Genomic DNA, 15480 nt, shown 5'->3' on the forward strand with positions numbered 1-15480 from the left:
TATCATTCCTTCTTTCAAGTAAAACAATTTATGATTTCTTATTTTTTAAGATGTATAATGCATATCTAGCCTCCTAAATTTTTGTATTAAAAAAGGACTTAGAAATTAATCTAAACCCTTGTCCATTTACTTCGCATTATTATTCGTTTATTTATATATTTGCATAGCTTTCTGTTTTATATTTTTATTTATCAAAATATTGTTTCCTACAACAGTATATTTATCAGGTACATCTTTCGTAACAACTGCATTTGCACCAATTTTAACATTATTGCCAACTTTAATATTCCCTAGAATTTTAGCTCCAGCTCCTATATAAACATTTTTTCCTATTTGTGGAGCAATCTTTACAATTTCTTGTTTTTCTATAGCCCCTATAGTAACCTGATGAAATATAGTACAATTTTTACCTATAGTAGTGTTCCTGTGTATTATAATTCCATATGGATGAGGTAATCTTAACCCTCCATCTATAATCGCTTTATATGGTATCTCTGTATTGAAAGGTATTTCTACTAAAATAATTTGCAAAATTCTTAGTAATGTTAAAAGTATTTTCTTTATTGTTTGTGGAATTTTAGAATAATAAATTTTGTTACCTAATCTATACCAAGTTAATACCCATACAGCCTTAATTTTAAAACCCGACTGCTTACAATCCAATCTTAACTTTATCATAGTATTCCCCCTATATTTACGATATATTTATTATACTGCAACATAAGGTAAAATGTAAGTATTATGAAGTTTGTCCTTGATCTAGCAAATCAACAGCATCTTTATATTCATCTAATGTTTTAAGATATTCATATCCTTGTTTAATAAAATTTTTAGATAAATCAGATATGTCTGGTGTAAAAGTATACTGTTTTTGGTTATATTTTTGAGTAAGAGTTTTATCTTTATATATGCCTACCGTAACATTAATGGAAGTCTTGTCTCCTTTATAATCATCTATTTTTATATAGCAATTATCTAATTGCTTATCCTCACTTCTTATAAGTAGGCCTTCCATTGTTATTAGTACACAACTTATTGTCATGTTTTTTTGTAAAGCCATTTTATTACCTCCTCTATTGTATTTTTACTATAGGTTTAAAAGCATTAGTATCAAAAGAACCAGTTAAAGAAACATTTTGTATGCATAGATACATATATACATCTCCTGTATTTACAGCACTTGTATTAACAATCTTGTCTCCTTTTCTCCATCCACCATAAATCGGTACCGTATCTACATATACTATATTATTATGAGGTATAAATGAGCATCCTGATATTACGCTCATGCTTTCTATAGTTGCTGCCGATAAATCACACTTAATAAAATCCGTTGCAACTGAAAGGCTATTTATTACACCAGTTATAAGACATTTAAAATATTCTATATTTGATGCGTTTACATCTGATGTAATAGACTTAATTTTGCAATATATAAAATTAATCTTGTGGGGATTAACTCCACTATGATCTAGTGTTAAAGTGTTAATTTCTACGCCTATAAAATTTGCCATACCATTTCCATGATAAGAAATGTTTAATGTATTAATAAAACTATTTGTAAATTTATGCGAGCCGCCTTGACCTAGTAGAGTAACAATATCTGCATTAATATTTGTTACCATAAGTCTAATAGTTATGCCTGAATGAGTACAAATAATTGATTTTATATTTCTTCCTCCTGTAAAGTTATAATTACCTCCACCATTGATAACTACTCCATTTCTCATGGACGCAGAAACATTACAATCTAAAAATTCAATATCAGCTGCATCAGATACTAGAAAATCAAAGTTATTAAAATCTTCACTATTTCTTGTTTCTATATGTGGGCTTTTGAATGTAATTCCAATAGCTCCTGCATCATGAATCCATACATACGGTGATACTTTATTCTGCTCTATTTGGCAATCATTAAATCTAAGCGTATTGCAATGGTCTCCCGAAACAGTAGAAATAAAATGAAGTGGTGCATATAATGTCTTAGAATTATCCGCCCTATCAGTTAAAGATGAATAATCTCCACTGGTTCTTCCACAATTCTGAATTACTAATTTTGCACTAGAATCTTGACACTTATCTAGTAGAAGCCCAGCTCCTTTGAACCCTTCAATCACACAATCAAGGTCATAATAAGCTACATCTTGCAAAAATATTCCATGACAGGTACTATCATTCCCTATTAGATGTATCCCTTTAATTTCAATACCTGAATAATTTGGATTTCCTGTATCATCATGTTTATATTCAAGTACAGCTCTATCTTCATACCCCTCTGGCATAAATACATTAAATACCGTTTGTTTAAGTGCACTTCTTGAAACTAATCGCGGGCCTGAGTTATATTTAAAAATAATAGGCTGTCGTATCATATACCATCCTCTTGTAAGCTCAAAATTTGTATATCCATCATCTATTGCTTTCTGAAAAGCTGGTGCCCAATCTGTTATGTTTCCATTAGAATCTTTAATTGCATAATCTGTATATTCATCTAGTGTTGTTATTCCTTTTACTTTATTCGCAATATCCGCCATTTGCGAACTTAAACTTGCTATATTGTCTGCGTTCTGCTTTATGTTTTCTGTAGTTCTTCCCGTACCTGCTAAACTGTTTAAATCGGATTGTTTAGCAAAATAAGTAGAATCATGGGAATCTAAAGTATTTGCGTCCCCCGTAATATCTGCAGGCAACTTTTTATTTGCATCCAATCGTAATACTTTATTTGCGGTTGGGGTTGTTACTACTTCGCTGGCTGGTAGGGCATTATCTGCTTTTGTACCTTGCGCAGCTGTTGCGAAATCACCAGGGCCTTTACCTCCTACGGTATCGGAATTTCCACCATTTGCAGGCATAGAAGAAGGGATTTCATTCACCATAATAAAATTGCCTGTAGCTGTACTATACCTAAAGAAGTATATTGCATTTTTCTTTAAACTTACATCTTCTCCGCTGGAATTTTTTAATGCCTTTGCTCCTAATCCGTTCCAATTCAATGTAGCTGAACCTGTACTATTGGATTGTATTCTTACCATTACGCCAATGCCATCTACATAAGATGTAGGGGCTGGGTCTGTAGATATAGAATAACTATTCCCGCTTGCAGTTGCTACCCCTACTCCCGGCATACGAACATAATCCTTATTTATATCATCAAACTTTGTATTTGTATCTTTGGCATTGGTATCTACCTTGTCCCAGTTATCATTTAATGCCTGCTTCACATTAAAGTTACTGTTTGCATCTGCTGTTGAATCGTATTTAAATAATCCTAAAGTTTCAGTATTTGTCGACATATTCTCATCTCCTTAAAATGCAAAATTATTCATAGGAACTTGTTCAAGCTGTGTTATAGTCATATTTTCCACTTCACTTATAGTTAGATATCTAAAGCTATATAATATTGCCAGATGTGCGGGTTTAGCTTTATCCAATGCTTTCTTTAAACCGTCTAAATCATTTGGCACTCCATACTCACCTATAAACTGTACCTGTATTTTCCCGTTAACAAAAGAAATTTTACAATCTCCATTTTTCCAACTATTAGCAAGGCTCTGCAACAGATATATATCAGATTTCCCATTACTTTTCCATCTGGCTTCAAGTTGTGCTCTTCTATCTTCTATGGGGGTATTGGAATTAGTTTTAAAATCCAGTATTTTCTCCATTATAGGTATGCCCCATGTCATTTTAGTAAAATCATATTGATTTAAAACATCCTGTATATTCTCAGCCAGATTGTCCATAGTAATTCCTGTAGCATTAAATATGGAATTTATATATGGGTCATTCCTATACAATTCATGTAGATTATTAATTAACTCATCTTTAAACATAAGTAATCGTCACCGCCCCAAGTACTGGTATCTCACAGCTCTCATTTGTAAGACTTAGAGGAATATTAGCATTGCCACCATTTATAGTTAGAGAGGAATAGTCCATAACACCATTGGCATTTAAAATAAGATTACCTACCTTTGCATAAGATACATAATTGTTATCTTCATCTAAAGCTATGCTTTGTAGATATCCAGTTATATAATCCGTTATGTTTTGTTTTACCTCATCATCTGTATAATTTGCATCCTTGGATACCTGAACATTTATATTTATAGTTTTAGCTATAGGACTTGCTACAGTACAATATGCTCCCAGAGGTGCTGCCCCTGCCCCAACTCCCCAAGTATTGTTATTTTCTCCTTTAGGATCTATATACTCTTGCACTGCATTTATAAGGGTCTGGTCTGGTAATCCTTGGTTGCTGTCTGTAATTACAACTTTTACGGTATTGTCACCATTCCATAGAGAAAATACCATTGCCCTTCCAACTCCGGTATGGCTTTCTGCCCACTGCTTGTAATTATCCATATTCCCACTTGCGGAAGGCTCCTGTAATTCTTGATAGTACCTATCTCTAAGATGGCTGTCTGATTCAGCTTCATATCCTCCTGTGGTTGCCTGCAAATTCGTACAACCTGTAATTCCCTGCAAAGTAACCGGCATCTGTGTAATGCTGTTAGCTCCTACCATACCTATGGTACCAATTTGCGTACATTGTACATTTACAAGCCCTGTCCCACTTATTGCAGTACTACCATCTACGCAAGAAAACTGTATGCCAGAAGGTGTCTCAAATAGATCACCTTTGGATACAGTGCCATTCCCGATTACAGCTAATTGAGCTTTTGCATAACTTCCAGGTACTCTTACAACTCCCTTTCTCTGGTATACGTATTTTTCTAAATCTTCTCCACTTAATTTATCTACATCTATCAAATCTACAATTTGAGATAGAGCGGAATATATTAGAGCTTCTTCTATTGCAAAAGCTCTTGATAAATCATAGGCAAGTTCCCCGGGAGATTTCTCATAATCATCTGATATATTATCTAATATCTGTTGGTGTATACTATCTATTGTTTTATCTTCATACATAAATTCACCCCCTATATGATTTCTGATATGCTTATTTCTTCATCACTGGCAAGCGTCACATCAAAGTTTATGTTCACATTCATTCTTTCTTGCAAAAATGAAAAATTCCCCACTGACTTTATATATCTATGTGTCAGAAGAGAGCTTGTTATATCACTTATTATTTTACTTTGCATATCGGGGGTCAATCTTTTTCCAGATACATCTTTTACGTTACAATAGAAATTGCTGTCCGTATATACATTAAACTTGTCTTTATAGGTATTTAGAATAAGCTTTATCCATTGTTTCACGGCATCTATTTTATCCAGTTCAACCAATTTCCCGTTTTCCAAAACAAAAGAGTTTGTATTAAAATCAAATTTAAAACATTTCCCAAGCTCTTGTATATCTTTGGTTGGTTCTCCATTTGCACTGTCTATTTGCTCTTGTAATCCTGGAATTAAAGGGAATATGTTTGCCATTACATCACCCCCAATAGAAACAATTTCTGATTATCATCTGTAGCTACACAGGCTACTCTATCACCTTTTTTTAGTCCTTCATGCTTTGCTGTGCCTGTATATGTTCCGTCACCTGTCGTAACCGTAACTTGCATTGTATACTCCGTACATTCTTTAGCTACATATAATTTATCCCCAGAAAAAATTCCCTGGCCGTTATATATACTAACAGTTAAAGGATCAATTCCCTCCACAATACCGACTATGGCACCTATTTTTTCTTCATTATCTCTTTTTTTAAATTGTTTTGCTAGTCTAACATCCCACCTCGCCATAATATCAACCTCCTAACTCGATTGTGTCGGATCATTAAAACTGGCATTACTAAAATCTATAGTGACAGATATTTTATGAATGTTATCTGCCAATGTATGTTCTGCAGACTTGACCTTGTAGTATCCGCTTACGCCATATTTAGGTATCTGCACGTTCAATTTTCTATTTGCTCGTAAATTTTCACATCCATATACATCCACCACATTAAATGTAAGCTCTCTTTTGGTGGCATCATAAGCATTTAAATAATTCTGAGCTGTATTCCTTGCCTGTGATTCATTTTGGCTGTCTACCGATAGAACCTTTGTCATCCTCCCGAAAGTTTTAATATTATCATTGTCCTCAACGTGTGCCAATATAGCAGCCTCACTTTCACTGTTGCTAGATACTGTTACGGCGTTATACATTTCCTCCATGCTTCTATCTACGGAGAAATCATTACCAAGTATATATTTACAATCAAGTTTTAAATTGCTAACCTTATCTACCCATAAAACGATACCTCGCATCTCCATGAATACATCCTCACCTATTTCAGACGAGCACTGAGAAACAATATCTTTTATAATATCCGATATAGTTTTACCTTTATAAAATTTAGTTATCTTCGTAGCTAAGGGCAAAACCGCACCGCTGATATAATATTTACCCAAGAGTTGATATATTGCCGTTTTGGCATCTGCATTATTGAATTGCACAATATCTTCATTCTTATTTAAATAAAAGGCATAATCTTGCGCAGTGTAACTACTCTGCTTGTCTTTATTTGTCTTTTTAGTTATAACCCCATAGAATACCAATGAACTATCTTTTTTGAGCATTATATGGCTCCTGCCCTCCGCTAAATCCAGCAAACTATCAAATTCTAGAGAGACAGCCAACGTATCTATATCATCTGTCCACTTTAGGTTATTGGAATACTGCATTATATCCCTGAACTTTCCATCATTATCGCCATTCACCATGTAATCTGTTTTTAAATACCACATATTACCACCTTATATCCTTGCCGAAGTCTACAAATACAACCTTACCTATAGACTGCAATGATTCACTTATAGTCTTTTTTTGGTTGCCTGTCATAACAAGAGGTATCCTGTACTCTTTAAAGCTTGCCTTGAACTGTATATCTTTTGCCTTATCTGGATACCAGCTTAAACTCTCTACACTCACATACCAATCTAAAATTGTAGGGCTTATATTATTTTCATTTTTACCTCTCATCATGATACATTCTATGGGTGTTTTCTTGTCCATTGCATTATTCCATAAGTTTATTAATAAATATGGATTTATCTGGCTTCTGGCATAATCATACTTATTTGCATATTCTGGCATCCATGACTCTATAGAAAAGGTATTTAAAGTAACATTCCCTAATAATGAATAGTTGCCGTCCTGATAGCTTTCAAATTCTTCATTCTTTGAACTTCTTTGTACTTCCGGCATATCTTTTGGAGGGATAGGCAATTGATATGATTCCTTTCCATCCGAGCTTTTAAAATATATATCCATAAAACCACCTCTACATATTTTCTATAGCAGATATAACGGTATTCCCAAGATATTCTCCCATTTCCTTGGCATATTGTTCATTGCCTATAACATTGCCTTGGACATTCAGGTTTACGGTAAATTTGCTTTCTCCGCTTTTATTAAGCAAGGATTTGAGCCTCTTACTATTTACAACTTGTTCTCCGCCTTCAAAATATCTATATTGTTTACCCACAACTAATTCTGGTTCTCCGTTTTCACTTAATGCCGCAAAACCTTTCTTGGCATTATCTGTACCGCCTATATAACCAACATATCCGCCTCCATGCATCATGTTTCTTATGCCTGGAACATTTGCTATACTTCCATAGGTACCAATCATATATCTTATGGATGCTGCCGCATTCGCTACTGGATTCCAGACATCCCCCAAACCAGGTATAGCATATCTGCTGAAACTGCTGTCTATCATCTGCATCAGGCCCTTAGATGGGTGCCCTTCTATCGCATTTATATCCCAAAGATTTATAGCCTTAGGATTGCCTCCGGACTCATGCATTGCTATGCTCTCCAGCGCCGGCAAATAACTCATAGGGGTTCCTGTTATTGCCATTGCCGCAGTTAACCAACCCGATAAATCTCCACTTACGGAACCCGTTATACTGCCTATCCATTTTTTAATAAATTTTCCCATATCTTTATTGGTTAACCCATTTATAAAACCTTGTACTATATAATTGCCTATCTTAAAAAATACTTTTGAAGGGGAGGCTATTCCAAAGCCATTCCTAAAAGCGTTTATCACTTTATCTGTTAATGTTTTTACTACGGAAAGTATATTGCTCTGTGCTCCACTATTAGCAATGCCCTTAGCCAATTCATTTACTGCACTTATACCAACAGGATTACAGCTATTGGTGAAAATCATTAATCTTCCTGACATTCCGGCGGTCATATTGCTTGTAGATTTCCATGCATTTGGTGATGCTGCATTAACACCACTAGCAATACCATTTACAGAATTAGCTCCGGATGGTCTGCCGGTGTTTACATATGCCTGTACTGTATTTGCCATACCGGCAGTCATATTATTGGTAGATCTCCACAAGATCGGTGATGCTGCCGTCATACCTGTTGACATACCTGTTATCATATCGGGCATCCATTGCCCATATTGCTGAAGCGGTCCCTCGTCTGGCTTTGAGAAATGCAGAAACTTTTTAACTATATCTGCTATTCCTTTGGCAGCTTTCTTAATTGGGGCAAATTTTTCTTCGATCCCTTTTACGAATCCATTGATCATATCATGTGCCCATCCCCTAAATTTAGAGGGAAGAGTCCCGAACCATGCGAATACGGCATTTACTTTATTTCTAAACCATACATTTTTTTGGTATAGAACCACCAATGCGCTCCCCAATGCAATAATTACGGATATTACTTTTATGATGGGATTTGCGTTCATAGCCAAATTTAAAAGTCTCTGGGCTCCTGCTGCAATTTTTTGAGCTGCAGCTATTCCCAACGTTGCTCCCTTGAATATTGCCATTCTTGCAGCGTTTATAATAAATATTGCTCCTTGCTTTGCTATTCCCAAACCCATTAAAGCAACATTTTTCGCCGCTATAAGTGCATTTTTACCTACACCTAATAAATTAGATCCTAAAGTTCTTACGGAGCTTATACCTTTACTAAATCCAGCACCGATATTAACACCTACCTTTTTTACCGCATTTCCTGCATAAGAAGCCGCTATTCTTAAATCTGTAAATGTAGGAAGACTTGCTCTTATAGAACTCCCAATTTTAGAGAATCCGCCCCCAACCTTTTGTACAATTGAAAGATTTCCTGTAGCTTTTCTGGCATCATCTATTGCTTTTTTTGCATCTCTAAATGATTTAATAAATTGTCCCATATCAGTAATGGTCTTGGTGATTTTTATAGTTCCTATGGCCGTTATAAAGCCAGTTAATGCTACCCTAGTAAGCCCCATATGATTCTTCAAATAGTCCAGTACATCTCTTAACCCATATAGTGGACCTGTTACAAGGGCTGTTATAGTTTTCCCTAAGTTTTGTGTTGAGCCTCCGAATTTAGGTATCAATTGTAATACAATGCCTCCAACATCTTTTGCAATTCCAGTTATAACAGGTCCGGCTTGTTTTACGATATTTGTTATTACCTTCGATATTCCTGGCAAATATTTTTGAACAATTGTTGTGCCTTTAGGAATTTCTTCACCCAACCAAGTTGTAAATTTATAAAGATATGGTATAACCGTTGTTGCAATGCTGGCTCCCAATCCAGTGAATGTATTTTTTATAATTGCCGTTTGACCTGGTATAGTTTTCGCCGCCGCGGCAGCACTACCCCCAAACTCTTTGCTTACCTCACTTAGGATTATTTGTTGTGCTTTCGCAGTTTGCCCGGTTTGGGCAAGGCTTTTTATCATATTTTTCTGCCCAGATGTGAAATTAACACCCACTCTTCCAAGCGCCGTTACACCCTTGATCGGATCGTTCAAGGCTTTACCTAACTGAATCGCCGAAGCCTTTGTACTTTGCCCCAAAGCTGTAGACATATCATTTACAGCAACCAATGCTTGCTTAAAAACACTACCCTTTATATTTGTAAAGGTAAGTAATAAATTCTCTGTTGCTATATTGGCGCCCTTAGAATAAGTAGTTACCTTGCTCTGTGCTGCAGCCAAATCTAATAACTGTTTCTTGGTTAATCCTGCTGCACCACCTGTGGATTTCAAAACAGTGCTCATTTGTGCCGTAGCTTTTTGTGCTGCTGTTGCATTTGCGATCATACTTTTCAAATTAAGTCCACTGGCTAAACCTAAGCCAAAGGTAATAGCACTCCTAGCCATGTTTTTAAAGGAGGTGCTTATACCACTTCCAGCAGTTCTTACACGGTTGTGCAAATGTTCTACTTCATTGGCATAATTTCTTACAGCCCTGCTTCCGTCTTTATCTAGTGCTTTAGTTATAGCTGTGGCATTTTTTGTCACTTGAGTAAAACCCAAAGTGCTTCTTACACAAGCCTGCATAGGGTTTGACCAATGGTTTACTAGATTTAAAACAGTAGATATTTGCTTTGCCATATCATCACTTCCAATTATTTTTTGCAAAATAAAAAAGCCCATAACATAAAGTTACAAGCTTTGAAATATTATTGTTCGCCTTCCACATCTTCTGATTCTGGCGGTTGTAATAAATTTATTTTATCTTGGGATAGTTCTGGCCTGACTGCGACATTTATCCATGTTCTGTTTTGACCTTCAAGTGCAATAAACTGCTCCGATGTTAAAGCCATAAAATTTTCTACCTTTTGCAACTCACTTTGGTCAAACGTAAACGTGATTGCCCTATCTCTGCTTTGCTTCCCATATTTATCAGTGAATGTCCCCATTATACTTATATGGATAAGGCTGAATTTTTTAAAATCGCTATTTTTATATACTGCATTCAAGCCTTTCATACAGTCAGGGATTCCACCGGTAACCATCATGTTTGGGCTGACGTTATTTCCTGTAAATTGTATTGTCAATTCATTGTCGCTTTTCACGATTTTGCCATCTTTGAAGTTTTGGGCGACCAAAGATTGCAAATCTGCTTTTTTGGGTTTGGATTTTTGTACAGTTTTGGTCGGTGACGCAGTCTTAGATGAATTCTTTTCTCCAGAATCACCGCATCCAGCAAAAGATAGAACAAATAAACTAATTACGAATAAGCATAATACTTTTTTATACATGATAAATCTCCCTCTCTATCTATTTATTTTTTATTTGTTATATAGCCTAAATATATAATAGTACTAATCAGCCATACAATAAATTCTTTTTTAAATGTAAATGTGTAAAATGTAATAAACATACATGCGAATGTAATTATAAAATAAATAGATACAGCAAAGGGGTATTTTGAGAATGTCTTCTTTAATTCTCTGTTTTGTTCTTGCTTTTTAAGGCTTTTAAGCTGTCTTTTACTTTCTGCTTTGTTCCATGGTACTTGTTTTCTATATTGTAATCCGCCATATCCAATAGTAGTTCTCATACCTTGCTTATTAAAATTAATGCTCCCTCGTTTTGAACCATGTACACTCAAGCTTGGGCCTCTTTTACTTAAATTTAATTTTATATGCTTCCCTAAATTTATAGACTTTCTAAAAGTTAAACCCATAAAAATATCCCCCCTTCAATAATCACATTATATCAAATCGGAGAATATTTTTCCATTAAGTATCAAATTAGCAATCATCTTTCATATACTTTATATCTTCATCTCTTAACCTGTATATAGCATTTATATCCCACATATCTTCCATTTTAAAATATTTCAGCACTTCAATAATTGATGTTACCTTATATCTCTTATCCTTAATTTTTTTATATAAGAATAGAACATATATCTATGGTCAAATATTGAAGAGGGGTTATTTGGATTTACAGTGTGGGCACATAAACCGACAGGAAGAAGACTTAGGACTGTACTACCTGCAATACATCATACAGGGGGTTATATAAACAATGATGATTTGTTTGTAGAAACTTATTTACCATTTGCTGACGATAACGCAAAGACTATGTTTAAAAATACTTTACCTGTAGTTAGAAAACAAAATTAAGGGATTCACTTTATCAGCTTCCGGTATCCTTAATCCATTGTAAACCAGTTGAACATTCTTCCTCCGTTCCTTCTCTTTTATCCTTTGTTAGAAAGCCTCTAAAACTTTGCTTATAATTTTATATATCTTTTCTTCATACCGATTTTTGGCTTCTATATAAAATATTTTTTCTTCTTCACTTATATCTACAAATCTGTTAGGATCTACTCCTTTGACAACATAGAAAGCAATTGTACCCCACCAATTGTTTTCCTCTATGAGTTTTTTATTTGTTCTTGCATCGCCTTAATATCAAATCCCGACATTTCCATCAAATTTTTCATTATTTCTTGCTGCTCTTGTGCATTAAAAAGAGCATCTACTAAATCAGACGGTATTTTTACTTCATAGGCCTTCATAAGCTCTTTGTAATGATTTTTTACTTCCGGGCAGCAGCTATATATAAGATAATTCTGCGCCTGTGCCGCCTTTTCTTCATCATTTTTGCCTGCCGCATCAAGCGTTTTTTTCATGAGTTTGACAGGGGGTGCCACAAATGTCACAAGACCGCCCAAACTTTTAATCTCTATATCAACCGTCTTTTCCTTTTCTTTATCCTTATTAATTTTTGCTTTTATCATATCTGCAAAGCCTAATTTTTTAGTACTGCTATTGTCAGCCATAATTTATCTCTCCTTTTTAAAATATTGCCCCGTTCAAATCGAACGGGGTCATTCATTTAAGATAATTTTTCCAATATTTCATAGTCAATGAATCTAAACGGAATAGCTTCCTGTGAAGATTTCTTGGTTTCATAATTAAATTCCGATTGTGTAAATTGGACTCCATAAAGGGCAATTCTTTCACTTTCACCAGTCTGTGCATTGGTTACACTTGCTTCAATCTCTACATCCGGGAATTTGCCATCTCTAAATGCAGCACCTATTGCGTTAAATGCTCTTGAATGCATCTTAAACAATGTAAGCGTGCCAGTACCTTTCCAGCCCATGAACCTTCCCATAGTAGCATAAACACCGGCTATTTCAATATCATCAAAAACTCCTTCAATTTTTATTTCAACTTTATTGACTTCCTCTATTTGTTCTCCATTGATCCAAAGCTTGCCCTCTGTACCGGAGAGCACTTTATTTGCTATATTCTCTACGCTGGCCATTTATTTCACTTCCTTTTATAAAATTGGATATAAAAAAAGAACAATCCAAAGATCGTTCTTTAATTGTGCATTGTTATTCCAAAATATAAGTTTTCCATTGCGAAGAGTATCTTTACATCTCCCGCAAGGTAAATGTCTCTTTTATATGTCATGCCTCTTATCTGGGCATCCGTAAGTTTGCTCGTATCAGTTCCGGCATTTTCCCAAACCTGTCTTTGCTTGGGCACATCTATCTCGGCTTTATTATCGTACTGATCATCTAAAATATTGGCAGTTTCGAGGCTGTCAAAATATCTATTTACAGCTGATAGAAATAACATCTGGTTGTCCAGGTTATTCTTCAGAACACCAAGGTATCCGGATTTAAAGGCTGCTCTTATATCATCTTGTATCATATCCTCAGCTTCTACTATTTCAATATAAGATTCATCATTTTCAGTGCCCGTAGGTGATCCTTCTGGTGCATCTGTCAAACTGTTTATGCCAACGCCTATTTTAACTTCTGCATCTTCATTAATAAGTATCAACTGTCCTGCATTTATAGCTGTCTGTACATCTGCAGGCTCCGTAACACTAGCAAGGTTACTTAAAACTGTATAAGTAGTACCTTTCATTACATTAGCCCCCGCCAAATATCCTATGAGGGTTGGAATTGCCTTATCTCCTGTCTGTGTTACTCTGCTGTCCTTAAATGTTATATTGGTATTTCCCAGTACAACTACACCCTTATCATTGGGCGGTGTTGTCGGTGCAAATACAGCACATTTAAAGTTTTTCTTATTAGCTCTCTGACCTTTCACAAATGTAACAAGAGCATCTTGATCTGCCTGTGTGGAAGTTCCTTCATATATCCCTATCCAGCCCGTTTCTAGCCCTTGCACAACGTTTAGGGCATCCGTAAATACTCCATCTGTGGCATCCACCCTAACTACTGTAACCTTATTGGGCTTTCCAAGGAAACAATCACTTATATAGGCGTAATTATCGGCTGTATATAGTGCTTTGTCTGCATCTAAATCGGTTTGCTGATTGTACACCTTGCTTGTAAATGTCTTATCTGTATCGTCTTTTACAATTAATATCACATTACCACGTTCTGATCTCTCTATGAAAGAAGATGCAAGTTGTTTAAAAATAATATTAATTTGTGGTAAATTTATAGACATATTACCACTCCTTTCGTTTTATATTCGTATTTAAGTTTTCCAACGGCTCTGAATCGTCTGTATCCGGTAATCCCTGCATAGAATATAAGTAAAATTGCAACTGTAAAACACCGTCTGTAATAATAAAATCAAGCCCTGAATCCTGCCCATCCTGTTGAAATGTTGGCATAAAAAAAGAAGGCGTTATCCAAACCCCTTCAAGGAATATTTCTTCCAGCTTATCTTGTACGCTTAAAAGTTCAATCCTGCTGTCATATTCATCTGTTGGGAAATAATATGTCCTTATGCTTACGGTTTTTTCTTTTAGTTGTGTATTTAATTTACTGGCCATGTCCCTATCCATCTCTACATAGAAACATGGCCGCTTATAACCTTGCCTTATATCTGTGCTCTGCCTTTTTACATCGGGGAAATTCTCTTTCAACAAATTATTTATAGCTGCCATAATATCTTTTATTCCTACCATATAATCACAACCCATGTTTGTTAATCATATCATCAACGAATTGCTCACAATTGTTATAGTATTTATTTATGAAGTCTTCGTACGCTCTTTGGAATGGGTGAAAACCTGGCACGAATCCTTTACCCACGGAATTGCCTTCTTTATCTGTCTGCAAATGTCCATATTCCAATAAATGGGCATGAGGTGATGTATTATAAGCCCTGCAAGATAAAGCCCCGTTATATTTATATACTTTGCCTGACTTGAAACCTTCATAATAATTGCCTGTTTCTTCTATAATTCCTAATTGCTTAGCCTTATTCTTGGTGGCAGTCTTTAATTGGTTGGCATTTTTCTTTAGAAACTTAGAAGATTCCCGTGGCATTTCTTTTTCTGCCAGCTCTAACATATCTTTCGTAAAACTGTCTAGTTCCTCTAAACCTTCAAAACCAGTTTCAGCCATATAATCACCTCTATTCGATAATCTCTTGAACAAATATCTCTACTGTCTCGTGGCTAAAATTCGGATCAAGGATATATTTTATATTAAATCTATGTCCAACCTTTTTTTTCTGGTCGCTTAAATATATTCGCCTATCTGCATCTTTCTCAAAATACATTAGCCAATTTGCAGTAGTTAAATTTTTAGCAGAAGAATATCTCATTATAATTTTGTGGGTTACATTGGATAACAAAGTTCCTATATTCTGCTGTTTAATTAAAGAGCCAGTTTGTGGAATTATGGAAGCCCATACCGTTTTTATCTTTGCATTTGTAAAATCATCTTCTCCTAGTTCATTCTCATATGGAACTTGTCCCCATATTTCTACTCTTCTATCTAATTTTCCAGGGTTCATATCAAAATCACCACATTTCTTC

Annotated in this window: 19 protein-coding genes; 1 reads left to right on the forward strand and 18 read right to left on the reverse strand. The window is 35.1% G+C overall.

From position 1 onward, the window contains the following. Nucleotides 1-147 precede the first annotated feature (147 nt). The 12 genes from AB8S09_RS06665 to AB8S09_RS06720 form a co-directional block, all read right to left on the reverse strand. A complete protein-coding gene (locus AB8S09_RS06665) occupies nt 148-678 on the reverse strand; it encodes a serine O-acetyltransferase (protein ID WP_369868728.1) in 531 nt (176 codons plus the stop codon). 61 nt (nt 679-739) lie between these two features. Further along, on the reverse strand, nt 740-1060 hold the full coding sequence (locus AB8S09_RS06670) for a hypothetical protein (protein WP_369868729.1): 321 nt from the start codon (nt 1058-1060) through the stop codon (nt 740-742). A 13-nt stretch (nt 1061-1073) separates the two neighbouring features. Next, nucleotides 1074-3293, reverse strand: a complete 2220-nt coding sequence (locus AB8S09_RS06675) for a hypothetical protein (protein ID WP_369868730.1) — start codon at nt 3291-3293, stop codon at nt 1074-1076. Nucleotides 3294-3305: 12 nt separating this feature from the next. Beyond that, nucleotides 3306-3833 carry a putative phage tail protein gene (locus AB8S09_RS06680; protein ID WP_369868731.1) on the reverse strand — a complete coding sequence of 176 codons (528 nt, stop codon included), beginning with the start codon at nt 3831-3833 and terminating at the stop codon, nt 3306-3308. Then, nucleotides 3826-4932, reverse strand: coding sequence for a baseplate J/gp47 family protein (locus tag AB8S09_RS06685; RefSeq protein WP_369868732.1), 1107 nt, complete (start codon nt 4930-4932; stop codon nt 3826-3828). Before AB8S09_RS06685 ends, AB8S09_RS06680 begins: the two co-directional genes overlap by 8 nt. Before the next feature lie 11 nt (nt 4933-4943). Further along, complete coding sequence (locus AB8S09_RS06690) at nt 4944-5396, reverse strand: DUF2634 domain-containing protein (RefSeq protein WP_369868733.1); 453 nt, start codon at nt 5394-5396, stop codon at nt 4944-4946. Continuing rightward, complete coding sequence (locus AB8S09_RS06695; protein WP_369868734.1) at nt 5396-5710, reverse strand: DUF2577 family protein; 315 nt, start codon at nt 5708-5710, stop codon at nt 5396-5398. The genes AB8S09_RS06690 and AB8S09_RS06695 overlap by 1 nt, the downstream gene beginning before the upstream one ends. Nucleotides 5711-5722: 12 nt before the next feature. After that, nucleotides 5723-6700: an XkdQ/YqbQ family protein gene (locus AB8S09_RS06700; protein WP_369868735.1), complete on the reverse strand. Its 978-nt coding sequence runs from the start codon at nt 6698-6700 to the stop codon at nt 5723-5725. A 1-nt stretch (nt 6701) separates the two neighbouring features. Then, nucleotides 6702-7226 carry a hypothetical protein gene (locus tag AB8S09_RS06705; RefSeq protein WP_369868736.1) on the reverse strand — a complete coding sequence of 175 codons (525 nt, stop codon included), beginning with the start codon at nt 7224-7226 and terminating at the stop codon, nt 6702-6704. Nucleotides 7227-7236: 10 nt separating this feature from the next. After that, nucleotides 7237-10314 (reverse strand): transglycosylase SLT domain-containing protein, encoded by a 3078-nt coding sequence (locus tag AB8S09_RS06710; RefSeq protein WP_369868737.1) that lies wholly within the window; start codon nt 10312-10314, stop codon nt 7237-7239. A gap of 68 nt (nt 10315-10382) precedes the next feature. After that, on the reverse strand, nt 10383-10964 hold the full coding sequence (locus tag AB8S09_RS06715; RefSeq protein ID WP_369868738.1) for a hypothetical protein: 582 nt from the start codon (nt 10962-10964) through the stop codon (nt 10383-10385). A gap of 23 nt (nt 10965-10987) precedes the next feature. Then, nucleotides 10988-11392: a DUF4236 domain-containing protein gene (locus AB8S09_RS06720; protein WP_369868739.1), complete on the reverse strand. Its 405-nt coding sequence runs from the start codon at nt 11390-11392 to the stop codon at nt 10988-10990. 268 nt (nt 11393-11660) lie between these two features. On the opposite strand from AB8S09_RS06720, the gene AB8S09_RS06725 reads away from it, so the two are divergent. After that, entirely contained in the window at nt 11661-11837 is a 177-nt protein-coding gene (locus AB8S09_RS06725; protein WP_369868740.1) for a hypothetical protein, read from the forward strand. A 254-nt stretch (nt 11838-12091) separates the two neighbouring features. Here AB8S09_RS06725 and AB8S09_RS06730 read toward each other — a convergent pair whose 3' ends face one another. Genes AB8S09_RS06730 through AB8S09_RS06755 form a run of 6 tightly spaced genes read right to left on the reverse strand, consistent with a single transcriptional unit; the run spans nt 12092 to nt 15458 of the window. Further along, the gene (locus tag AB8S09_RS06730) at nt 12092-12499 is read right to left on the reverse strand and encodes a phage tail assembly chaperone (RefSeq protein ID WP_369868741.1); all 408 of its coding nucleotides are present in this window, start codon (nt 12497-12499) and stop codon (nt 12092-12094) included. A gap of 56 nt (nt 12500-12555) precedes the next feature. Beyond that, complete coding sequence (locus tag AB8S09_RS06735) at nt 12556-12990, reverse strand: phage tail tube protein (RefSeq protein ID WP_369868743.1); 435 nt, start codon at nt 12988-12990, stop codon at nt 12556-12558. Between the two features lie 59 nt (nt 12991-13049). Beyond that, nucleotides 13050-14156 (reverse strand): phage tail sheath C-terminal domain-containing protein, encoded by a 1107-nt coding sequence (locus tag AB8S09_RS06740; RefSeq protein WP_369868745.1) that lies wholly within the window; start codon nt 14154-14156, stop codon nt 13050-13052. 1 nt (nt 14157) lies between these two features. Further along, the gene (locus AB8S09_RS06745) at nt 14158-14637 is read right to left on the reverse strand and encodes a phage tail terminator family protein (protein WP_369868746.1); all 480 of its coding nucleotides are present in this window, start codon (nt 14635-14637) and stop codon (nt 14158-14160) included. Continuing rightward, on the reverse strand, nt 14627-15064 hold the full coding sequence (locus AB8S09_RS06750) for an HK97 gp10 family phage protein (RefSeq protein WP_369868747.1): 438 nt from the start codon (nt 15062-15064) through the stop codon (nt 14627-14629). The genes AB8S09_RS06745 and AB8S09_RS06750 overlap by 11 nt, the downstream gene beginning before the upstream one ends. 10 nt (nt 15065-15074) lie before the next feature. Continuing rightward, nucleotides 15075-15458 (reverse strand): head-tail adaptor protein, encoded by a 384-nt coding sequence (locus tag AB8S09_RS06755; RefSeq protein WP_369868748.1) that lies wholly within the window; start codon nt 15456-15458, stop codon nt 15075-15077. Nucleotides 15459-15480: the final 22 nt, after the last annotated feature.

Source organism: Clostridium lapidicellarium (genome assembly GCF_041224415.1).
GTDB classification, from domain to species: domain Bacteria; phylum Bacillota; class Clostridia; order Clostridiales; family Clostridiaceae; genus Clostridium_B; species Clostridium_B lapidicellarium.

Bases quoted from the DNA above. Each gene is read 5' to 3' on its own strand.
- AB8S09_RS06665 (WP_369868728.1), bottom strand. From the start codon at position 678: ATGATAAAGTTAAGATTGGATTGTAAGCAGTCGGGTTTTAAAATTAAG.
- AB8S09_RS06670 (WP_369868729.1), bottom strand. From the start codon at position 1,060: ATGGCTTTACAAAAAAACATGACAATAAGTTGTGTACTAATAACAATG.
- AB8S09_RS06675 (WP_369868730.1), bottom strand. From the start codon at position 3,293: ATGTCGACAAATACTGAAACTTTAGGATTATTTAAATACGATTCAACA.
- AB8S09_RS06680 (WP_369868731.1), bottom strand. From the start codon at position 3,833: ATGTTTAAAGATGAGTTAATTAATAATCTACATGAATTGTATAGGAAT.
- AB8S09_RS06685 (WP_369868732.1), bottom strand. From the start codon at position 4,932: ATGTATGAAGATAAAACAATAGATAGTATACACCAACAGATATTAGAT.
- AB8S09_RS06690 (WP_369868733.1), bottom strand. From the start codon at position 5,396: ATGGCAAACATATTCCCTTTAATTCCAGGATTACAAGAGCAAATAGAC.
- AB8S09_RS06695 (WP_369868734.1), bottom strand. From the start codon at position 5,710: ATGGCGAGGTGGGATGTTAGACTAGCAAAACAATTTAAAAAAAGAGAT.
- AB8S09_RS06700 (WP_369868735.1), bottom strand. From the start codon at position 6,700: ATGTGGTATTTAAAAACAGATTACATGGTGAATGGCGATAATGATGGA.
- AB8S09_RS06705 (WP_369868736.1), bottom strand. From the start codon at position 7,226: ATGGATATATATTTTAAAAGCTCGGATGGAAAGGAATCATATCAATTG.
- AB8S09_RS06710 (WP_369868737.1), bottom strand. From the start codon at position 10,314: ATGGCAAAGCAAATATCTACTGTTTTAAATCTAGTAAACCATTGGTCA.
- AB8S09_RS06715 (WP_369868738.1), bottom strand. From the start codon at position 10,964: ATGTATAAAAAAGTATTATGCTTATTCGTAATTAGTTTATTTGTTCTA.
- AB8S09_RS06720 (WP_369868739.1), bottom strand. From the start codon at position 11,392: ATGGGTTTAACTTTTAGAAAGTCTATAAATTTAGGGAAGCATATAAAA.
- AB8S09_RS06730 (WP_369868741.1), bottom strand. From the start codon at position 12,499: ATGGCTGACAATAGCAGTACTAAAAAATTAGGCTTTGCAGATATGATA.
- AB8S09_RS06735 (WP_369868743.1), bottom strand. From the start codon at position 12,990: ATGGCCAGCGTAGAGAATATAGCAAATAAAGTGCTCTCCGGTACAGAG.
- AB8S09_RS06740 (WP_369868745.1), bottom strand. From the start codon at position 14,156: ATGTCTATAAATTTACCACAAATTAATATTATTTTTAAACAACTTGCA.
- AB8S09_RS06745 (WP_369868746.1), bottom strand. From the start codon at position 14,637: ATGGGTTGTGATTATATGGTAGGAATAAAAGATATTATGGCAGCTATA.
- AB8S09_RS06750 (WP_369868747.1), bottom strand. From the start codon at position 15,064: ATGGCTGAAACTGGTTTTGAAGGTTTAGAGGAACTAGACAGTTTTACG.
- AB8S09_RS06755 (WP_369868748.1), bottom strand. From the start codon at position 15,458: ATGAACCCTGGAAAATTAGATAGAAGAGTAGAAATATGGGGACAAGTT.